A 20431-nucleotide genomic window follows, 5' to 3' on the forward strand; every position below is an offset into this window, starting at 1 on the left:
CCCCGATCAGCGAGCAGCGCCAGCGACCGCCAGCGAAACATTTGAGAAGTATATGAACACCGTGACAACCGCATATGTGGTTGAAAGAATGCGGGAATATGACGTCAATGACGAGTTACGCGCGTAGTCAACGTCCCCGCCAGGCGATTTTGGGGCAACTCCCCCGGATTAATCGTGCCGACGGCTCACCTATCCGAGTGTTGCTGGTCGACGACGAACCGGCCCTGACCAACCTGGTCAAGATGGCGCTGCACTACGAGGGATGGGACGTCGAGATCGCCCACAACGGGCGCGAAGCTATCGCCAAGTTCGACCGGATCAATCCCGACGTGCTGGTACTCGACATCATGCTGCCCGACGTCGACGGCCTGCAGATCCTGCAGCGGGTCCGCGAATCGGACTCATACACCCCAACCCTCTTCCTCACCGCCCGCGACTCGGTGATGGACCGGGTGACCGGCCTGACCGCCGGCGCTGACGACTACATGACCAAGCCGTTCAGCCTCGAGGAGCTGGTCGCGCGCTTGCGCGGGCTACTGCGCCGCTCCAGCCATCTGGCACCGCCGGCCGACGAGTCCCTCAAGGTCGGCGACCTCAAGCTGGACGCGGCCAGTCGGGAGGTGACCCGCGGAGGCACCCCGATGTCGCTGTCGTCGACCGAATTCGAATTGCTGCGATTCCTGATGCGCAACCCGCGACGCGCGCTGAGCCGAACCGAGATCCTCGACCGGGTGTGGAACTACGACTTCGCGGGCCGCACCAGCATCGTCGACCTGTACATTTCGTATCTGAGGAAGAAAATCGACGCCGACCGGGAACCAATGATTCACACGGTCCGCGGAATTGGGTACATGCTCCGACCACCGGAATGAGTTTTCAATGACGGGGGACCGTTACACCCCGCGCTGGTATCCCCGTTCCCTTCGCCGCCAGCTACTGTTGGGTGTTCTCGCCGTCGTCTCCGTAGTCCTGGTGGCGGTCGGCGTCGTCTCGGTGCTCACCCTGCGCGGTTACGTCACCACCATGAACGACGCCGAAGTCGCCGAATCACTGCACGCCTTCAGCCATGCCTACGCCCGGTACCGCAACGGCGAACACACCTCGGTGCACAGCGGCATTCCGCCGCTGTCCCAAGCCGTGCTGGAATTCACCGGACAGACGCCGGGCAACCTCATCGCGGTGGTTCGCGACGGCAAGGTCATCGCCTCGGCCGTCTTCTCCGAGGACCAACCTCGCGCCGCGCCGCCCGACGTCGTCCACGCCATCGAGGCGCAGTCGTGGATCGACGGTCCGTCCCGGGTCGAAACGCTGGGCAGTCTGGGCCCCCACCAGATGGACAGCCGCGCCTCGGGAACGGATCGCTTGGTGGTTGGCGTTTCGCTGAACATCGCCGACGCGATCATCGCGCGTAAACAGCTCACCACCACCGCATTGATCGCGACCGCGCTACTGATCACAGCTGGATTGACGGCCTGGGTGGTGGGCTATGCGCTGCGCCCGCTGAGTCGGGTCGCCGCGACCGCCGCCGAGGTGGCAGTAATGCCGCTGGCCGACGAGGACCACCAGATCAGGGTCCGCGTCCGGCCCGAGGACACCGACCCGGACAACGAGGTCGGCATCGTCGGGCACACTCTGAACAAGTTGCTCGACAACGTCGAGAGCGCACTGGCCTACCGCGTTGAATCCGACATGCGGATGCGGCAGTTCATCACCGACGCCAGCCACGAGTTGCGCACCCCGCTGGCAGCTATCCAGGGCTACGCCGAGCTGACCCGTCAGGACAGTTCGGATCTACCGCCCACGACCGAGTACGCACTGGCACGCATCGAGTCCGAGGCGCGCCGGATGGCGTCACTGGTCGACGAACTGTTACTGCTGTCCCGCCTGGGTGAAGGCCAGGATCTGCAAACCCAGGAACTCGACTTCGCCGACCTGGTGATCAACGCGGTCAACGACGTCGCGGTCGCGGCGCCGACGCACAACTGGGTCAAGAATCTGCCCGACGAGCCGGTATGGGTCAACGGCGACCACGCCCGGCTGCACCAGCTGCTCAGCAACCTGCTCACCAACGCCTGGGTGCACACACCTCCGGGCGTCACGGTGACGACCGGGATCACCTGCCGTCCGGCATCTGCGCAGGGCCTGAGCGTGCCCTACGCGGAGCTGACCGTCACCGACGACGGGCCCGACATCGACCCCGAAGTCCTCCCCCACCTGTTCGAGCGGTTCGTTCGCGCCGACAAGTCACGCTCCAACGGATCCGGTCACGGCTTGGGGCTGGCCATCGTCAACTCGATCGTCAAGGCGCACGGCGGCACGGTGTCCGCCGAGTCGGCCAACGGCATCACGGTCTTTCAGGTCCGACTGCCCATGATCGACACACCCGGTTCGCGAAATGATTTGGCGGCCAAGCATTCTGGCGGGGGTACTGCGAATTCCGATGACGGCACAACGTGAAGTCACCCACCTAGGACAGACATCCTGCTCGGCCTCGGGTAGGCATGTCACCAAACGGCCGGGTGCTCGGCCGCCGTTGCCGCCCCGGATGCCCTAACGCTCACACGGCCAAGGCTTAGGCGTTCGGTCCGCGCTCGACCCCCATTTCAGGCCTTTCCCCGTGCTGTGTCGCGGGTCACCGCACCCCGTCAAGGAACCGTAAAAGTGCCCGGTGACGGTGTTAGGAAAGCGTCAATCAAACTTCGGGTCCACCAGGCCACACATAGCTTTCAAGCTGGCCCTGGCCGCGCGGACCTGCGCGGCCTCCACGGAATGCATGCGGGAAGCGGATTGCGTACGGAACGGAGATGAGATGGGCGTCTTTGCATACATCGCGCTGACGGTGGCGGTGTTCGCGCTGCTCGGCCTGACGCAGAAGTTGGTCGAGCGACTGTGAACTACGAAAACGCGGTCGGCTTGGCGCTTTCCGTCCTCACAGCGCTGTATCTGGCTGCCGCCCTTTTGTTTCCGGAAAGGTTCTAGTGAGTACAACCACTGCGGGGATAATCTTCCTCGTTGTCCTCGTCGTTGCGCTGGCCTTGGTGCACGTGCCTCTCGGCGACTACATGTACCGGGTCTACTCCTCGGAGAAAGATCTGCGCACGGAGTCGTGGATCTACCGGCTCATCGGTGTCGATTCCCGTGCGGAACAGACGTGGGGCGCCTATGCCCGCAGCGTGCTGGCGTTCTCCTCGATCAGCATCCTGTTCTTGTTCAGTTTGCAGCTCGTCCAGGGCAAGCTTCCACTGCACCTACATGATCCCGCTACCCCGATGACCCCTGGGCTGGCGTGGAACACCGCGGTCAGCTTCGTCACCAACACCAACTGGCAGGCCTACTCGGGCGAATCAACGCAAGGCCACCTGGTGCAGATGGCCGGTCTGGCAGTGCAGAACTTCGTCTCTGCCGCGGTGGGAATGGCGGTCGCGGTCGCGCTGGTGCGTGGCTTCGTCCGCAAACGCACCGGCGATCTGGGCAATTTCTGGGTGGATCTCGTCCGCGGCACCCTTCGCATCCTGCTGCCGCTGGCGGTGCTCGGCGCCGTTGCGCTGGTGGCGGGCGGGTCGATCCAGAACTTCCACCTGCACGATCAGGTGGTCACCGCCCTCAACGGCACTCAGCAGACCATCACCGGTGGCCCGGTGGCCAGCCAGGAAGCCATCAAGGAACTCGGCACCAACGGTGGCGGGTTCTACAACGCGAACTCTGCGCACCCGTTCGAGAACCCGGCGGCGTGGACCAATTGGCTGGAGACGTTCCTGCTGCTGGTGATCAGCTTCTCGTTGCCGCGCACCTTCGGACGGATGGTTGGCAACAAGAAGCAGGGCTATGCCATCGCGTCCGTCATGGCGACGCTGTATGCGATCAGCGTGTCGCTCACCTTGTGGTTCCAGTCGCAGCATCACGGCACCGTGCCCACGGCGATCGGCGGTGCAATGGAAGGCGTCGAGCAGCGGTTCGGCGTCGCGGACTCCGCGGTGTTCGCCGCGTCCACGACACTGAGCTCCACCGGTGCCGTCGACTCTTTCCACGACTCCTACACCAGCCTCGGCGGGCTGATGACGATGTTCAACATGCAACTCGGTGAGGTCGCGCCCGGCGGTACGGGGTCGGGCCTGTACGGCATGCTGATCCTGGCGATCATCACCGTTTTCGTCGCCGGCTTGATGGTCGGGCGTACCCCTGAATACCTGAGCAAGAAGATCACCCCGCGTGAAATCAAGCTGGCCGCAGGATATTTCCTTGTCACACCGCTGATCGTGCTGACCGGGACCGCGGTTGCGATGGCCCTGCCCGGTGAACGCGCCGGCATGCTCAATACCGGGCCACACGGGTTGTCGGAGGTGCTGTACGCGTTCACCTCGGCGGCGAACAACAACGGCTCGGCATTTGCCGGAATCACCGTCAACACGAACTGGTACAACACCGCCCTAGGTCTGGCAATGGTATTCGGCAGATTCCTGCCGATCGTGTTGGTGCTGGCTCTGGCCGGCTCGCTGGCCAAGCAAGGCTCCACACCGGAGTCGGTGGGCACCCTGCCCACCCACCGCCCTCAATTCGTCGGGATGGTTGCCGGCGTCACGTTGATACTCGTTGCCCTGACCTTCCTACCCATGCTTGCGCTTGGACCCCTCGCTGAAGGAATCCATTGATGACAGCGATCACCAAACCCAAAGCCAAATCCGTGGTTTCGACGCGCCGAAAGACCACGCATCCCCCCAGCACCAAACGCGTGCAGGGTGGTCAGCTGGACCCGCGGATGCTGTGGAAGTCGACACCCAATGCGCTGCGCAAGCTGAATCCGCAGACGCTGTGGCGCAATCCGGTGATGTTCATCGTCGAACTCGGTGCCATCTGGGCCACCGTGCTGGCGATCATCGGCCCCACCTGGTTCGCGTGGATGATCGTGATTTGGCTATGGCTGACAGTGCTGTTCGCCAACCTGGCCGAGGCGGTGGCCGAAGGCCGCGGCAAAGCGCAGGCCGAGACGCTGCGCCGCGCCAAGACCCAGACCATGGCGCGCCGACTCAAGAACTGGGAACCCGGCAGCTCCGTCGCGGAGGAACAGATTGCGGCGCCAATGCTGCAACAAGGCGACATCGTCGTGGTCGAAGCCGGCGAGGTGATCCCGGGCGACGGCGACGTGGTGGAGGGCATCGCCTCGGTGGACGAATCGGCGATCACCGGCGAGTCGGCACCGGTGATCCGCGAATCGGGCGGTGACCGTTGCGCGGTCACCGGCGGCACCACGGTACTGAGTGACCGGATCGTGGTGAAAGTGACTCAGAAGCCTGGAGAGAGCTTCATCGACCGGATGATCGCCCTTGTCGAGGGCGCTAACCGGCAGAAAACTCCCAACGAGATCGCGCTGAACATCCTGCTAGCCGCGTTGACGATCATCTTCGTCTTCGCGGTGGCGACGCTGCAGCCGTTGGCGATCTTCGCCAAGGCGAACAATCCGGGTGTGGCGGATACCCAGGCGCTCAACGCAAATGGCGTCTCCGCAATCGTCATGGTGTCGCTGCTGGTATGCCTGATTCCCACCACAATCGGGGCGCTGCTGTCGGCCATCGGCATCGCGGGGATGGACCGGTTGGTGCAGCGCAACGTGCTCGCGATGTCGGGCCGCGCGGTGGAAGCCGCGGGCGACGTGAACACCCTGTTGCTGGACAAGACGGGCACCATCACCCTGGGCAACCGACAGGCCGCCGCCTTCATCCCCCTCGACGGCGTCTCCCCGGACGAACTGGCCGACGCCGCGCAGTTGTCCAGCCTGTCCGACGAAACCCCGGAAGGACGCTCCGTCGTCATCTTCGCCAAGCGAAACTTCGGACTGCGCGCCCGCACACCCGGCGAACTCGCGCAAGCGCAGTGGGTGGCATTCTCTGCCTCCACCCGGATGTCCGGTGTTGACCTGGACGGACACTCGCTGCGCAAGGGGGCGGCCAGCTCGGTCGCGGAATGGGTACGGGCACAGGGTGGTACGGTGCCGCACCAGCTCGGCGACATCGTCGACGGGATCGCCGCCGGCGGTGGTACGCCCCTGGTGGTCGGCGAGACCCGCGACGGCGCGGCCGCGGTTCTGGGTGTCATCCATCTCAAAGACGTCGTCAAGCAAGGCATGCGGGAGCGCTTCGAGGAGATGCGGCGAATGGGGATCCGCACGGTGATGATCACCGGCGACAACCCGTTGACCGCCAAGGCTATTGCCGACGAGGCCGGTGTCGACGACTTCCTCGCCGAAGCCACGCCCGAAGACAAGCTCGCACTGATCAAACGCGAACAGCAGGGTGGCAAGCTGGTGGCGATGACCGGCGACGGCACCAACGACGCGCCGGCACTGGCCCAGGCCGACGTCGGGGTCGCCATGAACACGGGCACCTCGGCGGCCAAAGAGGCCGGCAACATGGTGGATCTGGACTCCGACCCCACCAAGCTCATCGAGATCGTGGAGATCGGCAAGCAGCTGCTGATCACCCGTGGCGCGCTCACGACATTCTCCATCGCCAACGACATCGCGAAGTATTTCGCGATCATCCCGGCGATGTTCGTCGCACTCTTTCCGGGCCTGGACGTACTCAACGTCATGCGGTTGCACAGCCCGCAGTCCGCGATCCTGTCGGCGGTGATCTTCAACGCTGTCGTCATCATCCTGCTGATCCCGCTGTCCTTGCGCGGCGTGCGCTACACGCCGAGCAGCGCCTCAAAGTTGTTGAGCCGCAACCTCTACATCTACGGGCTCGGCGGCATCGTCGCGCCGTTCATCGGAATCAAGTTGATCGACCTCGTTATCCAATTCGTCCCCGGGATGTCCTGACATGAAATTCTCCAGTTTCCTCCGCGTGCACTGGGCCGCGTTGCGCGCGCTGCTGGTGTTGACCGCGATCACCGGCCTGGGCTACCCGCTGTTCATCTGGCTGGTCGCACTGCTCCCGGGACTGCACGACAACGCCGAAGGGTCGATCCTGAGCGCCCACGGCGCAGCGGTTGCCAGCGAGTTGATCGGGCAGCAATTCACCGACAAGGACGGCAACCCGCTGCCGCAGTACTTTCAGAGCCGCCCCTCGGCCGCGGGCGCCGGATACGACCCGCTCTCCTCGAGTGCAAGCAACCTCGGGCCGGAGAGCATCGTCGACACACCTGCGGACCCTGTACTGCTGGCTGCGGGCAAATCCCCTTCCGATGCCGGCTTCAAGCCGAGCCTGCTGACCCAGGTGTGCACACGCAGTGTCGCGATCGGCCATCTGGAGGGCGTGGATGGCTCCCGTCCGTTCTGCACCGGCGGCGGGGTGGGCGCGGTGCTGTCGGTGATCGGGCCCCGCGACGAACGCGGAAACGTCGTGCACCCCACCCACGTCGTCAGCGTCAACGAGCCCTGCCAGACCACGTCGGCACCGTTCCAAACCATCTTCGAAGGCGTGCGGGTCGAGTGCGCCAAGTATGGCGAGGACTACTCGGCCGGCCAGATCGTTCCGATCCGTGGCGCCGCAGCTGCCAACCCAGCCGTGCCCGCCGATGCGGTCACCGCCAGCGGCAGCGGCCTGGACCCGGACATCTCCACAACCTATGCAGACCTGCAGGTCGCGCGGGTCGCGAAGGCCCGCAACATCACGGCCGACCAGGTGCGGGCCGTGATCCGCGACAACCAGGAAGGCCGGGAGCTTGGGTTCCTGGGCGAACCCGGGGTGAACGTACTGCGCGCCAACCTCGAGCTGGACCGCAGGTACCCGGTCAGCCGCTAACCCTCGGTTTCGGATGCCCCGCGAGCTGCGAGATCGGACCACTGCTGCGGTGATCGTGTCTTGACCGACAGCTGCGGGCGTCCCGCCAAACGGCAACCAGACAGCAAAGCGGCCGGGGACTCCACGGCAGTTTCCCAGCCGCAACATGCCCCATCGGAGGGATGATGGTCGACGTGAGCGTCAGCGACCACCGTCCCAAACGCGGCGAGCTGCGCATCTATCTCGGTGCGGCGCCGGGGGTGGGCAAGACCTTCGCGATGCTGGGCGAGGCGCACCGACGCCTGGAACGCGGGACCGACGTGGTGGCCGCTGTGGTCGAGACACACGGGCGGGCGAAAACCGCTGAAATGCTGCACGGCATCGAGATGCTACCGCCGCGCTACATCGAATACCGCGGTGCCAGTTTCCCCGAACTGGACGTTCCCGCAGTGCTCGCCCGCCGTCCACAGGTGGTCCTGGTCGACGAACTCGCACACACCAACACCCCCGGCAGCAAGAACCCCAAGCGCTGGCAGGACGTGGAGGAGCTGCTCGACGCCGGGATCACCGTGATCTCCACCGTGAACATCCAGCACCTGGAGAGCTTGAACGACGTCGTCGCCCAAATCACCGGCATTGAACAGAAGGAAACCATTCCGGATTCCATCGTCCGGCAGGCCGCCCAGGTCGAGCTGATCGATATCACCCCAGAAGCTTTGCGGCGCAGGCTATCCCACGGAAACGTATATACGTCCGAACGAGTCGATGCCGCACTGACCAACTACTTCCGACGCGGAAACCTCACCGCGTTGCGGGAACTAGCGCTGCTATGGCTGGCCGACCAGGTGGACACCGCGCTGGCAAAGTATCGCGCGGAGAACAAGATCACCGATACGTGGGAAGCGCGCGAGCGTGTCGTCGTGGCAGTCACCGGCGGTCCCGAATCGGAAACACTGGTGCGACGCGCGTCTCGGATCGCGTCCAAATCCAGTGCCGAACTCATGGTGGTGCACGTGCTGCGTGGCGACGGCCTGGTCGGCCTCTCCGAAGCCCGGATAAGCAAGCTGCGTGAGCTGGCCAGCAGCCTGGACGCCTCACTGCACACCGTGCTGGGCGACGACGTGCCGTCCGCGCTGCTCGATTTCGCCCGACAGATCAACGCAACTCAGCTCGTGATCGGAACCTCCCGCCGTCCTCGCTGGGCGCGGATCTTCGACGAGGGCATCGGCCCGTCGATCTTGGAGCGCTCCGGAAAGATCGACGTGCACCTGGTGACGCACGAGGAATCGCGGCGGGGTGTCCGCACCACGCCGGCCTCACCGCCGACCCGGCGTGTCGCATCCTGGCTGGCCGCCGTCCTCATCCCGTCCATGATCTGCGGAATCACCGTCAGCGAACTGGACCGATTTCTGAATAACGGCGGTGAGAGCGCCTTGTTCTTTATCGGGGTCCTGTTGGTGGGCCTGCTGGGAGGCGTTGCGCCAGCGATACTTTCGGCGGTGCTGTCCGGGCTACTGCTGAACTACTTCCTGATCGCCCCTCGACACAGTTTCACCATTTCCGAGCCAAATAGCGCCGTCACCGAACTGGTGCTGTTGTTGATCGCGGTGGCGGTCGCTGTTCTGGTCGACGGTGCGGCCAAACGGGCCCGCGAAGCCCGGCTAGCTTCTCAAGAAGCCGAGTTGTTGACACTGTTCGCCGGATCAGTGCTGCGCGGGGCGGACCCGCAGACGTTGTTGGAGCGGGTGCGCGAGACCTACGCGCAGCGTGCGGTCGTCATGGTGCGCGAGCGGGGTGGCGACCGCCAGGTCGTCGCGGTTGTCGGTAAAGATCCCTGCACCACAGTCGATTCCGCCGACACGGCGATCGAGGTCGGCGACGACGAATTCTGGATGCTGCTAGCCGGGCGCAAACTGTCGGCACGGGACAGGCGGGTGCTGGGTGCGGTCGCCAAGCAGGCCGCCGGCCTGGTCCGGCAGCGCGAACTGAGCGAAGAGGCCAGCCGCGCCGAGGCGATCGTGCGCGCCGACGACCTCAGGCGGTCGCTGCTGTCGGCGGTCAGCCACGATCTGCGCACCCCGTTGGCAGCGGCCAAGGTCGCGGTGTCCAGCCTGCGCGCCGCCGACGTCGCCTTCTCGCCCGAAGACACCGCCGAATTGCTAGCCACCACTGAGGAATCCATCGATCAGCTGACCGCCTTGGTGGGTAACCTGCTTGACTCGTCGCGACTCGCCGCCGGCGTCGTGCACCCGGAACCGCGCCGCGTGTACCTGGAGGAAGCGGTGCAGCGAGCACTCGTCAGCATCGGCAGAGGTACAACCGGATTCGTCCGATCCGCGATCGATCGCGTGAAGGTCGACGTGGGCGACGCGGTGGTGCTGGCCGACGCCGGGCTGCTAGAGCGCGTGTTGGCCAACCTGATCGACAACGCGCTGCGCTACGCGACAGACAGCGTGGTCCGCGTCAACGCCGGGCGGGTGGGTGATCGAGTGTTGATCAACGTCATCGACGAAGGACCAGGCATCCCCCCGGGCGCCGAGGAGGAGATCTTCGGTGCCTTTCAGCGGCTCGGCGATCACGACAACAACACCGGGGTGGGCCTGGGGATGTCGGTGGCACGCGGGTTCGTCGAGGCCATGGGCGGCGTGATCGCCGCCAGCGACACGCCGGGCGGCGGGCTGACCGTGGTGGTGGATCTGCCTGCGCCACCGGAGAACCTCCGATGACAACTCGCGTCTTGGTTATCGACGACGAACCGCACATCCTGCGTGCCCTGCGGATCAACCTCTCGGTGCGCGGTTACGAGGTGGTCACCGCCTCGACCGGCGCCGGTGCGCTGCGCGCCGCCGCCGAGCATCCGCCCGACGTGGTGATCCTGGACCTCGGGCTGCCCGACATCTCGGGCATCGAAGTGCTCGGCGGGTTGCGCGGCTGGCTCAACGCACCCGTCATCGTGTTGTCGGCGCGCACCGACGCGTCGGACAAGGTGGAGGTGCTGGACGCCGGAGCCGACGACTACGTGACCAAACCCTTTGGGATGGACGAATTCCTGGCCCGGCTACGGGCCGCGGTGCGCCGCAGCGCCGCCGCATCGGAGGTAGAGCAGCCCGTCGTCGAAACCGACTCATTCACGGTTGACCTGGCCGCCAAGAAGGTGACCAAGAACGGCGCCGAGGTGCACCTGACGCCCACCGAATGGGGCATGCTCGACGTGCTGGTGCGCAACCGCGGCAAGCTGGTAGGCCGCGAGGAGCTGCTCAAAGAGGTGTGGGGACCGGCGTACGCCACCGAAACTCATTACCTGCGTGTGTATCTCGCGCAACTGCGGCGCAAGCTGGAGGACGACCCCTCGCACCCGAAGCACCTGCTGACCGAATCCGGCATGGGCTACCGGTTCGAGGCGTGAGTCCCTAGCCGGCCAGTGACAGCACGATGCCATCCAGGATGTCGTGCTCGCTGACGGTCAATGTGTCGATCCCCGCGCGGTCGCGCAATTCCCGGGCCAGTTCCTGCACCACGATCGCTCCTCCGCCGATCACGTCCACCCGGCCCTCGTGCATGGGCCCCAGCGCGGCGCGCTGCGCACGGGTCATGCCGAGCAGCCTGTCACACACGTCCAGCAGTGAATCGAACGGAACCCGCGAAAGATGAATGGCCACAGGGTCATAGGCGGTCATGTTATGCGCCAGCGCAGACAGCGTGGTCATGGTCCCGGCCAGCCCGACCCAGGTTCGGGCGCCTTCGACGGGCACCGCGCGCAGCGCGTCGTCGAGTCGCTCCCGCACCACGTTGCGCGCGGCGGTCACCTCTGCGGCGGTCGGCGGGTCGGTGTGCAGGCACCGTTCGGTCAATCGGACACAGCCGATGTCCGCCGAGTAACTGGCGGCGACCTCCCCGCTGTGGTCACCCGCCTTGCCGAGCACGATCTCGGTCGATCCGCCGCCCAGGTCGACCACTACGAAAGGCGCTTGGGCACTGTCTAATTCGCCGACTGCGCCGCGGAACGATAGCTCGGCCTCCTGTGCGCCGGTGATCACCTCGGCTCGCGCCCCGGCGATCACCGAGCCCAGCACCTCGGCCGTCATCGCGAAGAACACATCGCGGTTGGCGGCATCGCGGGTGGCCGAGGTGGCAACCATCGACACCCGCTCCACGCGGTGGATCGCCAGCAGCGAGGCGTAGTCGGTGAGCGCCGCGCGGGTGCGCGCGATCGCCTCCGGCGCGAACTCACCCGTCGCGTCCACGCCTTGACCCAGCCGCACGATCCGCATCTCGCGGTGGACATCGCGCAGATGTCCGTCAACAACATCTGCGATCAACAAGCGGATCGAGTTGGTACCGCAGTCGATTCCGGCCAACCTACTCAAATCCACTGCTCCCCAACTAAGTTCGCGATGGCCGGCTCCGCAGCCAACAGCGCCAGCGCCTCGTCCCCGAACGGGTTGACACCCTGTCCTTTGGCCAGCGAGTGCGCGATCAATACGTGCAGGCATTTGACCCGATCCGGCATGCCGCCGCCGGAAAATGTAGTGCCGAGCGGCTCGATCGCGTCCCGCTCGGACAGATACGACTCGTGGGCCCGCTGGTATGCGGTGGCCAGATCGGCGTCGTGGTGCAGTCGTTCGGTCATGTCGCGCATCAGCCCGGTGGTCTCCAGTCTGCTCGCCGCCGCCGTCAGCACCGGATGGGTCAGGTAGTACAACGTCGGAAACGGTGTTCCGTCAGGTAGTTTCGGGGCGGTCTTCACCACTCCGGGTGAATCGTCGCGGCATCGGAAGGCGATCTCCAGCACCCCGCGAGGCTCACGGCCGAGTTGACGGGCCACCGCGTCCAGATCGTCGCGCTCAACCACCGGGCGTCGTCGGGGTCGGTGAGCCGGGCGGCACTGGAGCAGGCTCCGGCGGCTGGTTGGCCCCGGGCGGCAGGTGCGGCGCGTCGGCGATGGTGTGCCACAGCGACGTGTACCACGGCTCGTTCTTGGCGTGACCGCCCGGCTCGGTACCCGGCTGCTGAGGCGTCGCCGCACCGGGCGGCAGCTGCACCTGAAACGGGATGTCACCGGGCTTGACGAACCCTAGACGCTCACGCGCCTGCGCCGCGATGTACGCCGGATCGGCCAACTGGCCCTTGCGCTGCTCCAATTCGGCGATCTGACGGCGCAGCGCGGCCTCGGACGCCGACAGCTGTTCCATCTCGGTGCGCTGCGCGAAGTAGGTGCGCACCGGGCCAGCGATGGTCAGGGTCAACACGCACATCACTGCGGCCAGGATCGCCGCGCGGCGCGCCGTGAAGCCCAGCCGCTGATCCGAGCGCTGCTCCATCGACTCGGTGAACGACCGCTTGATGGGCTCGACGACATGCTCCTGCAGCGACCGCGTCGCGGCGCGGCTCTCGTCCGGCGCGGTCTGCGCGGGCTTGGACGACGGCCGCGCGACCGGCTTGGCCGCGGCCTTGGAGGAGGAACTCGTCGAGCGCCGGCCGCGTCCCGAATCGCCGGCCTTCCCCGGGCGCGAAGCCGGGGAACGACGTCTCGGATCGGACTTGGCGGCCAAGCTGCGTTACTTCGAGTCCAACGCGAAACGCGGAAACGCCAGATCACCCGCGTAGCGAGCGGCGTCGCCCAGCGCCTCCTCGATACGCAGCAGCTGGTTGTACTTGGCCACCCGCTCGCTGCGTGCCGGCGCACCCGTCTTGATCTGACCGCTGCCGACGGCCACCGCCAGATCGGCGATAGTGGTGTCCTCCGTCTCGCCGCTGCGGTGGCTCATCATCGTGCGGTACCCGCTGTGGTGCGCCAGCGCCACCGCGTCGAGGGTCTCGGTCAGGGTGCCGATCTGATTCACCTTGACCAGCAACGCATTTGCTACTCCGCGCTCGATGCCTTCCTCGAGGCGTTCCGGATTTGTGACGAAGAGGTCGTCGCCGACAATCTGCACCCGGTCACCGATGCCGGCCGTCAGGGCGGCCCAGCCGTCCCAATCGTCCTCGGAGAGCGGGTCTTCGATGGACACCAGCGGATAGGACCCGAGCAGTCCGGCGTAGAACTGGGTCATCTGCTCGGCGGTGCGGGTCGATCCCTCGAAGCTGTAGCCAGTGCCTTCAGTGTGGAATTCGGTGGCCGCCACGTCCAAGGCCAGTGCGACGTCGACGCCGAGCTGGAAGCCGGCGGACTCGATGGCCCTGCTGATCAGGTCCAGGGCGGCCGTCGTCCCGGAGACGTCGGGAGCGAAGCCGCCCTCGTCGCCCAATCCGGTGGACAGCCCCTCTTTCTTCAGGACCGACTTCAGCGAGTGATAGACCTCCGCACCCCAGCGCAGCGCCTCGCTGAAGCTCGGCGCACCGATCGGCGCCACCATGAACTCCTGGACATCGACGCCGGTGTCGGCGTGCGCGCCGCCGTTGACGATGTTCATCATCGGCACCGGCAGGATGTGCGCATTGGGGCCACCGAGGTAGCGGAACAGGGGCAAAGCCGCGCTGTCGGCGGCCGCCTTGGCCACCGCCAGCGAGATGCCGAGGATGGCGTTGGCGCCTAGCCGGGACTTGTCCGGCGTGCCGTCGAGGTCCACCAGCGCCTGGTCGACCAGCCGCTGGTCGTCGGCGTTGAGACCGATCACCGCCGGGCCGATCTCGTCCAGCACGGCCTGGACGGCCTTCTTCACCCCTTTGCCGCCGTAGCGGTCGCCGCCGTCACGCAGTTCGACTGCCTCGTGCTCACCGGTAGATGCACCCGAAGGCACCGCAGCCCGGGCGAAGGTCCCGTCGATCAGCGCGACTTCGACCTCCACGGTCGGGTTGCCGCGGGAGTCGAGAATCTCACGCGCTCCGACCTGCTCGATAATCGGCACTGGGTTCTCCTTTGCGTGCTGGTGCGTCAAACGTCAGCGATCATCTTTCTACAGCGGATGGCCGGCGGCATAGGCGGTCGCCCAGTCCCGGACCGCCCGCGCATAGACAGTGGAGTTGTTGTAGGCCCGCAGCGCGGTGATCCACCCCCGCGGCGTCCCGAGATCTTTTCCGCGCCAGCACAAGTAACCCGCGGCCGACAGCGCGGCGTCGTCGATGTTGTCGACGTTGGGGGTGGCGTGTTCTTTCGCCGAAACCCCGTACAGCCGCCAGGTTTCGGCGATGAACTGCATGGGCCCCATGGCGCGCTGCACCCCGTCGTCGTCAGACGCGCCGCTCGACGTGGCCGCGTCGGCGTCGTCCACAATCCGCAGGTTGCCCCCAGTGCCGTCCAGGCGAACACCCCGAATCGGGGGCGTGACATCGCCGTTGGGCGCGATTGTGGCACCCCGATAGGTGCCGTTGTGGCTCTCCACCTGTCCGATGCCCGCCAGCGTTGTCCAGGCGATATGGCACTTCGGATTCTCCACCTCGGCTACGCGGGCGGCATAGGCGTAAGCCTCCAGAGCGGTGACGGGCATCTCCAAGGCGGGTGCCCGTAGCTGCGCCCACTCCCGCAACTGGTCGGCCGGTCTGCCGGGCGCGTGGGTGTCCACCGGCGGCACCGGATCCCCCGCCGGCGGCGGAACGCCCTCGGGGATGAACAGGCTCAGTTGCCAGGTACAACTCGACGCCAACAGCATCGCGGTCGCCCCTATCACGGCGACCGCGCGCAACCAACGTCTCGGCGACACAACTTCCCCTGTCGGTCTCCTTGTCGGAGCCAATTACCAGTTTTCGTCTCGCTCATCGTCCCACGGCTTCGGAGTGGGCCCCGGCAACCAAGGCACCCAGCAAACTATTCGAGCGCCATGCAAGGGTTCCTACATGGGTTGCCAGCATGGCGCGCAGCTACTACCTATTGTGATTACTAACTGATGATGTCAGCGATCGCAAAGGTTGCAGAGATCGCTTAATGTGCGGAGTCTCTGAGTCCCCGCAAAGATAGACTCTGGGCCTCAGCGGCGGCCTTTGCGCTTCTTGGAAGCACCGCGCGACTCCTTGGCGCCAGTCGACGCGACCGCCGTCTGCTCGCCGTTCAAGGCGTCCGCGGGGTCCTGCTCCGGTGGGTCCTGCCCAGCTTCCACCACCGACCCGCCGCGCGGCCAGTTAGCCCGCCACTCCTCCTCGGTGACGAAACCGAGCGGAGCCATGTCGAGTTCCTCGGCGATGCTGTCGCCGCGGCGAGCCGCGGCGATCGCACGCTCGGCAACGCGCACCATCTCGACGAAATCCAAAACCGCGGCCCGAAGATCGTTTTCCGCATCGACGTCCGGCGTCAGCGTGATCGTGGTGATTTCGCTCGGTATGAATTCGCCGGGCACCCCGGCCTGCGTCACCCGCTGAATCACCTTCTGCGCCAATGCCAATGCCGGCTGACCCGTGTGAACGTCGTCCAGCACCGAGTTACGCGACTTGCGCGACCGTTCCGACGCCTTGGCCTCTTCCCACTGGGCAAGCTGATCCTGCAGCGAAATCGCTTCGCCGGCAAGCACTCCCGGCACCCGGTTGCCGAGTTTGCGCATCAGCGTCTCGGCGACGTCGTCGATGCTGAACGGCAGCAGCGCCTCGTCCTCGGCGATGCGAGCATGAAACAGCACCTGCAGCAGCAAGTCACCGAGTTCGTCGCGAAGCTGCTCGACGTTGCCGCTGTGTACCGCGTCGAGCAGCTCGTAGGTCTCTTCCAGCAGGTATCGGCGCAGCGACTCGTGCGTCTGCTCGCTCTCCCACGGCCCGGCAGTCCGCAATTTGTCCATCATCGCGACCGCGTCGACGAGCCGTTCGCCGCGCTGCCGTTCGGGCGCCGTGATCAGCCGCGCACCGGCGGCCAGCCGCGCCGTGACCGCAGGATGCTTGGGATCCGATGACAGCAACACCGGCGCTTCTTCGCCGGTGTAGGCGGGATGCGCGTCGGGCAGCGACCACGGCACGGCGATCGGCATCTCCTCGGTGTACTGCACCTGCCCGCACAAGAGTTCGATGGCCTCGACCGGTACCAGGGCCGGGCGGCGCGGGTCGACCAGGACGACAATCATCAGCCTTGTCGCTCCTTACTCGCCGGGCCCGAGGGGCCGACATCTCGCTGCGGTTTGCCCGCCAACGCGGTTACCAAGTCAGCCACCATCTGGACCAATTCGACATCACGGATGTGTCCTGCGCCAATACCGCCCGCCCGCGGAATCGGAACCTGCACCGTAGACGTGGTGGGGCGGTACCGCCCACCCGGGTACATCCGCGCCAGACGCACCTGCGCGGAATCCGGCAGGGTCAGCGGCGAGAGCCGCACCGTCGCCGCCGACACGGCGCTGACCTCGGTGATTCCGGACGCCCGGCAAAGCAACCGGAGCCGGGCGACCGCGACCAGCCGTTCGGCGGGTTCCGGCAACGGCCCATACCGGTCTTTGAGCTCCTCCACCACCGACTCGACGGCGGCGTCGTCCTGAGCTGAGGCCAGCCGCCGATAGGCCTCCAGCCGGAGCCGGTCACTGGCGATGTAGTCCGGTGGCAGGTGCGCATCGACCGGCAGGTCAATCCGCACGTCCTTGGGCTCCTCCGCCGTGGTGACAGTCTGTCCATCGGCCGCAGCCTTGTACGCCTCCACCGCCTCGCCGACCAACCGCACATACAGGTCGAAGCCCACGCCGGCGACATGCCCGGACTGCTCGACCCCCAGCACATTGCCGGCGCCGCGGATCTCCAAGTCCTTCAGCGCTACGGCCATGCCCGCACCCAGCTCGTTGTTCTGCGCGATCGTCGCCAATCGGTCGTAAGCGGTCTCGGTCAGCGGCGCGTTCGGCGGATACAGGAAGTAGGCGTAGCCGCGTTCCCGACTGCGACCGACCCGGCCGCGCAGCTGGTGCAGCTGCGATAGGCCGAAGGTGTCGGCGCGCTCGACAATCAGCGTGTTGGCGTTGGAGATGTCCAGGCCGGTCTCGATGATCGTGGTGCATACCAGGATGTCGTACTCCCGGTTCCAGAAGCCCTGCACGGTGCGTTCCAGCAGTTCCTCCGGCATTTGCCCGTGCGCGACTACCACCCGAGCCTCGGGCACCAGCTCGCGCAGCCGGGCGGCGGCGGAGTCGATGGAGCTGACCCGGTTGTGCACGAAGAACGCCTGCCCGTCGCGCAGCAGCTCGCGCCGCAGCGCGGCCGCGATCTGCTTGTCGTCGTGCGGGCCGACGTAGGTCAGCACCGGGTAGCGCTCCTCGGGCGGGGTCAGGATCGTCGACATCTCGCGTATCCCGGCCAGGCTCATCTCCAGCGTGCGCGGGATCGGGGTAGCGCTCATGGTCAGCACGTCGACGTGGCTGCGCAACGCCTTGATGTGCTCCTTGTGCTCGACGCCGAACCGCTGCTCCTCGTCGACCACGACCAGTCCGAGATCCTTCCAGCGGACCCCGGTCTGCAGCAGCCGGTGCGTCCCGATCACCACGTCCACCGAGCCGTCGGCCAGGCCGTCGATTACCGCGCGGGACTCGGCCGGATCGGTGAACCGGGAGAGACCTTTCACGGTCACCGGGAATCCGGCCATCCGGTCGGTGAAGGTCTGCAGATGCTGGTCGGCCAGCAGAGTGGTGGGCACCAGCACCGCGACCTGCTTGCCGTCCTGCACCGCCTTGAACGCCGCCCGCACCGCGATCTCGGTCTTGCCGTAGCCGACGTCGCCGCAGATCACCCGGTCCATCGGGATCGGCTTCTCCATATCCGACTTGACCTCGGTGATCGCGGTGAGCTGGTCGACAGTTTCGGTAAAACCGAACGCGTCCTCCATCTCGGCCTGCCAGGGCGTGTCCGGGGCGAACGCGTGCCCGGGGCTAGCTTGCCGCTTGGCGTACAGCGCGACCAGTTCGCCGGCGATCTCGCGCACGGCTTTGCGCGCTTTGGTTTTGGTGTTGGTCCAGTCGCTGCCGCCCAGCCTGCTCAACGCCGGAGCGTGGCCGCCGACGTAGCGCGACAATTGATCCAGCGAGTCCATTGGCACGTACAGCTTGTCTGATCCGCCGCCCCGCTTGGCGGATGCGTACTCCAAAACCAGGTATTCGCGCCGTGCGCCGCCGACGGTACGTTCCACCATCTCGACGAATCGGCCGATGCCGTGCTGGTCGTGCACCACCAGGTCGCCGGCGTTCAGCGCCAGCGGGTCGACGGTGTTTCGCCGTTTGGCGGCCAGCCGCTTGCCCTCCACAGCCGTGGCCCGGCTGCCGGTGAGATCGGCCTCGGTGATGACGACCAGGTTGGCGCCCTCAATGACAACACCTTCGTGCAGCGGACCCTTGAGCACGCCGACCACCCCGGGTTTGGGGGTGACGCCCGACTCCAGCATGCTTGCGGCGATGTCGGATTCGGCCAGTCGCTCCACCATGCGGTGGGCGGTTCCGGTGCCGGGCGCGACCATCGCCGCGTAACCGCCGGTCGCGACGTGTGCACGCAGCATGGCGAAAATACCGTCGATGTCGTGCTGGTGCCCGCGCGCCGAGGGCGCCGACCGGATGTCTAGCTCCACAGCCGACTCGTCGGACAACTGGCTCAGCGTCCACCACGGATGGTCCGCGCTGACGGCGGCGGCCCGGACCTCATCCAGCTCGGCGAACCCGGAGCCACCGAGCTGTTCGACGTCGACGGGCGCGTCCGTCCCCAGAGCCGCCACCGACCACGACGCCTCCAGGAACTCCCGACCGGTCTTGATCAGGTCGGCCGCGCGGGTGCGCACTTTCTCCGGGTCACACACCAGCACCGGGGTGCCGTCGGCAAGCTGATCGGTGAGCAGCGCGTGGTCGTCCGGCCGCAATACCGGCAATAGCGCTTCCATGCCGTCCACCGGGATGCCCTCAGCCAGCTTGGCCAGCATGTCGATGATGCTGCCGGTGACAGTGTTCTCGGTGGCCGGATGTTCCTTGGCCAATATGCCCGCACGCTCTTTCACATCGGGAGTGAGCAGCAGTTCCCGGCAGGCCACCGCGATCAGCGTCCGGACTTCGATCTCGGGAATCGAGCGCTGGTCGGCGACCGAGAACATCCGCATCTCGGTGATCTCGTCACCCCAGAACTCGACGCGCACCGGGTGCTCGGCGGTAGGCGCGAAGATATCCAAGATTCCGCCGCGTACGGCGAATTCACCGCGGCGGCCCACCATGTCCACCCGGGTGTAGGCCAACTCGACCAGCCGCTGGGCGACGTCCTCGAACGGGATCTCGTCGCCAACGGTCAGCGTCAGCGGTTCCTGCCAACCCAGCTGCGGCGCCATCGGTTGCAGCAGCGATCGGACGGCGGTCACCACCACCCGCAACGGCGGACCCAGCCGCGCGTCATCGGGGTGAGCCAGCCGTCGCAGCAGCATCATCCGGCTGCCGACCGTGTCGATGCCGGGCGAGAGCCGTTCATGCGGCAGCGTCTCCCAGGACGGGAAGACGGCCACCGCGTCACCGAACACCCCACGCAACTCCGCGGTCAGGTCGTCGGCTTCCCGGCCGGTGGCGGTGACTACCAGCAGCGGTCCAAGCTCGGCCAGTGCGCTGGCAACGAAAAGGCGCGCGCTGGCCGGGCCAACCAGCGGCAGTTCAATAGGGCGATCGGAGGCACGCTCGATGAGCTGTTGGAATGTCGGTGCGGTCAGCGCCAATTCGACGAGCCCCGCGATCGGGGTGTCTGGGCTAGCAGCCCCCGGTGCGGTCATGATGTCGCCATTCTAGGGCCGTTGCAGGCCGTCAATTTTCGGCCCGGCACCGTCAAGGAACCGTAAGCAGCCCGAAATCCGCCGCCGCTAGGGC

General features: G+C 66.2%; 16 protein-coding genes. 9 read left to right on the top strand and 7 right to left on the bottom strand.

Annotated features, from left to right (window positions below):
• Positions 1–98 precede the first annotated feature (98 nt).
• The 9 genes from H0P51_RS22745 to H0P51_RS22785 all read left to right on the top strand — a co-directional run bounded on the left by H0P51_RS22745 (position 99) and on the right by H0P51_RS22785 (position 11124).
• Entirely contained in the window at positions 99–872 is a 774-nt protein-coding gene (locus H0P51_RS22745; protein ID WP_180915100.1) for a response regulator transcription factor, read from the top strand.
• A 7-nt stretch (positions 873–879) separates the two neighbouring features.
• Entirely contained in the window at positions 880–2457 is a 1578-nt protein-coding gene (locus H0P51_RS22750; RefSeq protein ID WP_180915101.1) for a sensor histidine kinase, read from the top strand.
• Between the two features lie 211 nt (positions 2458–2668).
• On the top strand, positions 2669–2893 hold the full coding sequence (locus H0P51_RS28695) for a hypothetical protein (RefSeq protein WP_246398152.1): 225 nt from the start codon (positions 2669–2671) through the stop codon (positions 2891–2893).
• On the top strand, positions 2890–2979 hold the full coding sequence (locus H0P51_RS28700; protein ID WP_180915102.1) for a potassium-transporting ATPase subunit F: 90 nt from the start codon (positions 2890–2892) through the stop codon (positions 2977–2979). Before H0P51_RS28695 ends, H0P51_RS28700 begins: the two co-directional genes overlap by 4 nt.
• The gene (gene kdpA / locus H0P51_RS22765; protein WP_180915103.1) at positions 2979–4649 is read left to right on the top strand and encodes a potassium-transporting ATPase subunit KdpA; all 1671 of its coding nucleotides are present in this window, start codon (positions 2979–2981) and stop codon (positions 4647–4649) included. Before H0P51_RS28700 ends, kdpA begins: the two co-directional genes overlap by 1 nt.
• A 107-nt stretch (positions 4650–4756) precedes the next feature.
• Positions 4757–6814 (top strand): potassium-transporting ATPase subunit KdpB, encoded by a 2058-nt coding sequence (kdpB, locus tag H0P51_RS22770; RefSeq protein ID WP_246398903.1) that lies wholly within the window; start codon positions 4757–4759, stop codon positions 6812–6814.
• Between the two features lies 1 nt (position 6815).
• Complete coding sequence (locus H0P51_RS22775; RefSeq protein WP_180915104.1) at positions 6816–7739, top strand: potassium-transporting ATPase subunit C; 924 nt, start codon at positions 6816–6818, stop codon at positions 7737–7739.
• Between the two features lie 161 nt (positions 7740–7900).
• Positions 7901–10444: a sensor histidine kinase gene (locus H0P51_RS22780; protein WP_180915105.1), complete on the top strand. Its 2544-nt coding sequence runs from the start codon at positions 7901–7903 to the stop codon at positions 10442–10444.
• A complete protein-coding gene (locus H0P51_RS22785; RefSeq protein ID WP_180915106.1) occupies positions 10441–11124 on the top strand; it encodes a response regulator in 684 nt (227 codons plus the stop codon). Before H0P51_RS22780 ends, H0P51_RS22785 begins: the two co-directional genes overlap by 4 nt.
• Positions 11125–11128: 4 nt before the next feature.
• On the opposite strand, the gene H0P51_RS22790 is transcribed toward H0P51_RS22785, so the two are convergent.
• The 7 genes from H0P51_RS22790 to mfd all read right to left on the bottom strand — a co-directional run bounded on the left by H0P51_RS22790 (position 11129) and on the right by mfd (position 20337).
• Positions 11129–12091, bottom strand: a complete 963-nt coding sequence (locus tag H0P51_RS22790; RefSeq protein WP_180915107.1) for a Ppx/GppA phosphatase family protein — start codon at positions 12089–12091, stop codon at positions 11129–11131.
• A complete protein-coding gene (locus tag H0P51_RS22795; protein WP_180915108.1) occupies positions 12082–12570 on the bottom strand; it encodes a DUF501 domain-containing protein in 489 nt (162 codons plus the stop codon). The genes H0P51_RS22790 and H0P51_RS22795 overlap by 10 nt, the downstream gene beginning before the upstream one ends.
• Entirely contained in the window at positions 12563–13270 is a 708-nt protein-coding gene (locus tag H0P51_RS22800; protein ID WP_180915109.1) for an FtsB family cell division protein, read from the bottom strand. Before H0P51_RS22800 ends, H0P51_RS22795 begins: the two co-directional genes overlap by 8 nt.
• Positions 13271–13276: 6 nt before the next feature.
• Entirely contained in the window at positions 13277–14566 is a 1290-nt protein-coding gene (gene eno / locus H0P51_RS22805; protein WP_180915110.1) for a phosphopyruvate hydratase, read from the bottom strand.
• A 48-nt stretch (positions 14567–14614) separates the two neighbouring features.
• Positions 14615–15358 (bottom strand): lytic transglycosylase domain-containing protein, encoded by a 744-nt coding sequence (locus H0P51_RS22810; protein WP_180915111.1) that lies wholly within the window; start codon positions 15356–15358, stop codon positions 14615–14617.
• Positions 15359–15622: 264 nt separating this feature from the next.
• A complete protein-coding gene (locus tag H0P51_RS22815) occupies positions 15623–16699 on the bottom strand; it encodes a nucleoside triphosphate pyrophosphohydrolase (protein WP_180915112.1) in 1077 nt (358 codons plus the stop codon).
• Positions 16699–20337, bottom strand: coding sequence for a transcription-repair coupling factor (gene mfd, locus H0P51_RS22820; protein ID WP_180915113.1), 3639 nt, complete (start codon positions 20335–20337; stop codon positions 16699–16701). Before mfd ends, H0P51_RS22815 begins: the two co-directional genes overlap by 1 nt.
• Positions 20338–20431 lie beyond the last annotated feature (94 nt).

Source organism: Mycobacterium vicinigordonae (assembly GCF_013466425.1).
Taxonomy (GTDB): domain Bacteria; phylum Actinomycetota; class Actinomycetes; order Mycobacteriales; family Mycobacteriaceae; genus Mycobacterium; species Mycobacterium vicinigordonae.

Coding starts and splice junctions, on each gene's coding strand:
- H0P51_RS22745 (WP_180915100.1), top strand. CDS start 99: ATGACGTCAATGACGAGTTACGCGCGTAGTCAACGTCCCCGCCAGGCG.
- H0P51_RS22750 (WP_180915101.1), top strand. CDS start 880: ATGACGGGGGACCGTTACACCCCGCGCTGGTATCCCCGTTCCCTTCGC.
- kdpB (WP_246398903.1), top strand. CDS start 4,757: ATGCTGTGGAAGTCGACACCCAATGCGCTGCGCAAGCTGAATCCGCAG.
- H0P51_RS22775 (WP_180915104.1), top strand. CDS start 6,816: ATGAAATTCTCCAGTTTCCTCCGCGTGCACTGGGCCGCGTTGCGCGCG.
- H0P51_RS22780 (WP_180915105.1), top strand. CDS start 7,901: ATGATGGTCGACGTGAGCGTCAGCGACCACCGTCCCAAACGCGGCGAG.
- H0P51_RS22785 (WP_180915106.1), top strand. CDS start 10,441: ATGACAACTCGCGTCTTGGTTATCGACGACGAACCGCACATCCTGCGT.
- H0P51_RS22815 (WP_180915112.1), bottom strand. CDS start 16,699: ATGATTGTCGTCCTGGTCGACCCGCGCCGCCCGGCCCTGGTACCGGTC.
- mfd (WP_180915113.1), bottom strand. CDS start 20,337: ATGACCGCACCGGGGGCTGCTAGCCCAGACACCCCGATCGCGGGGCTC.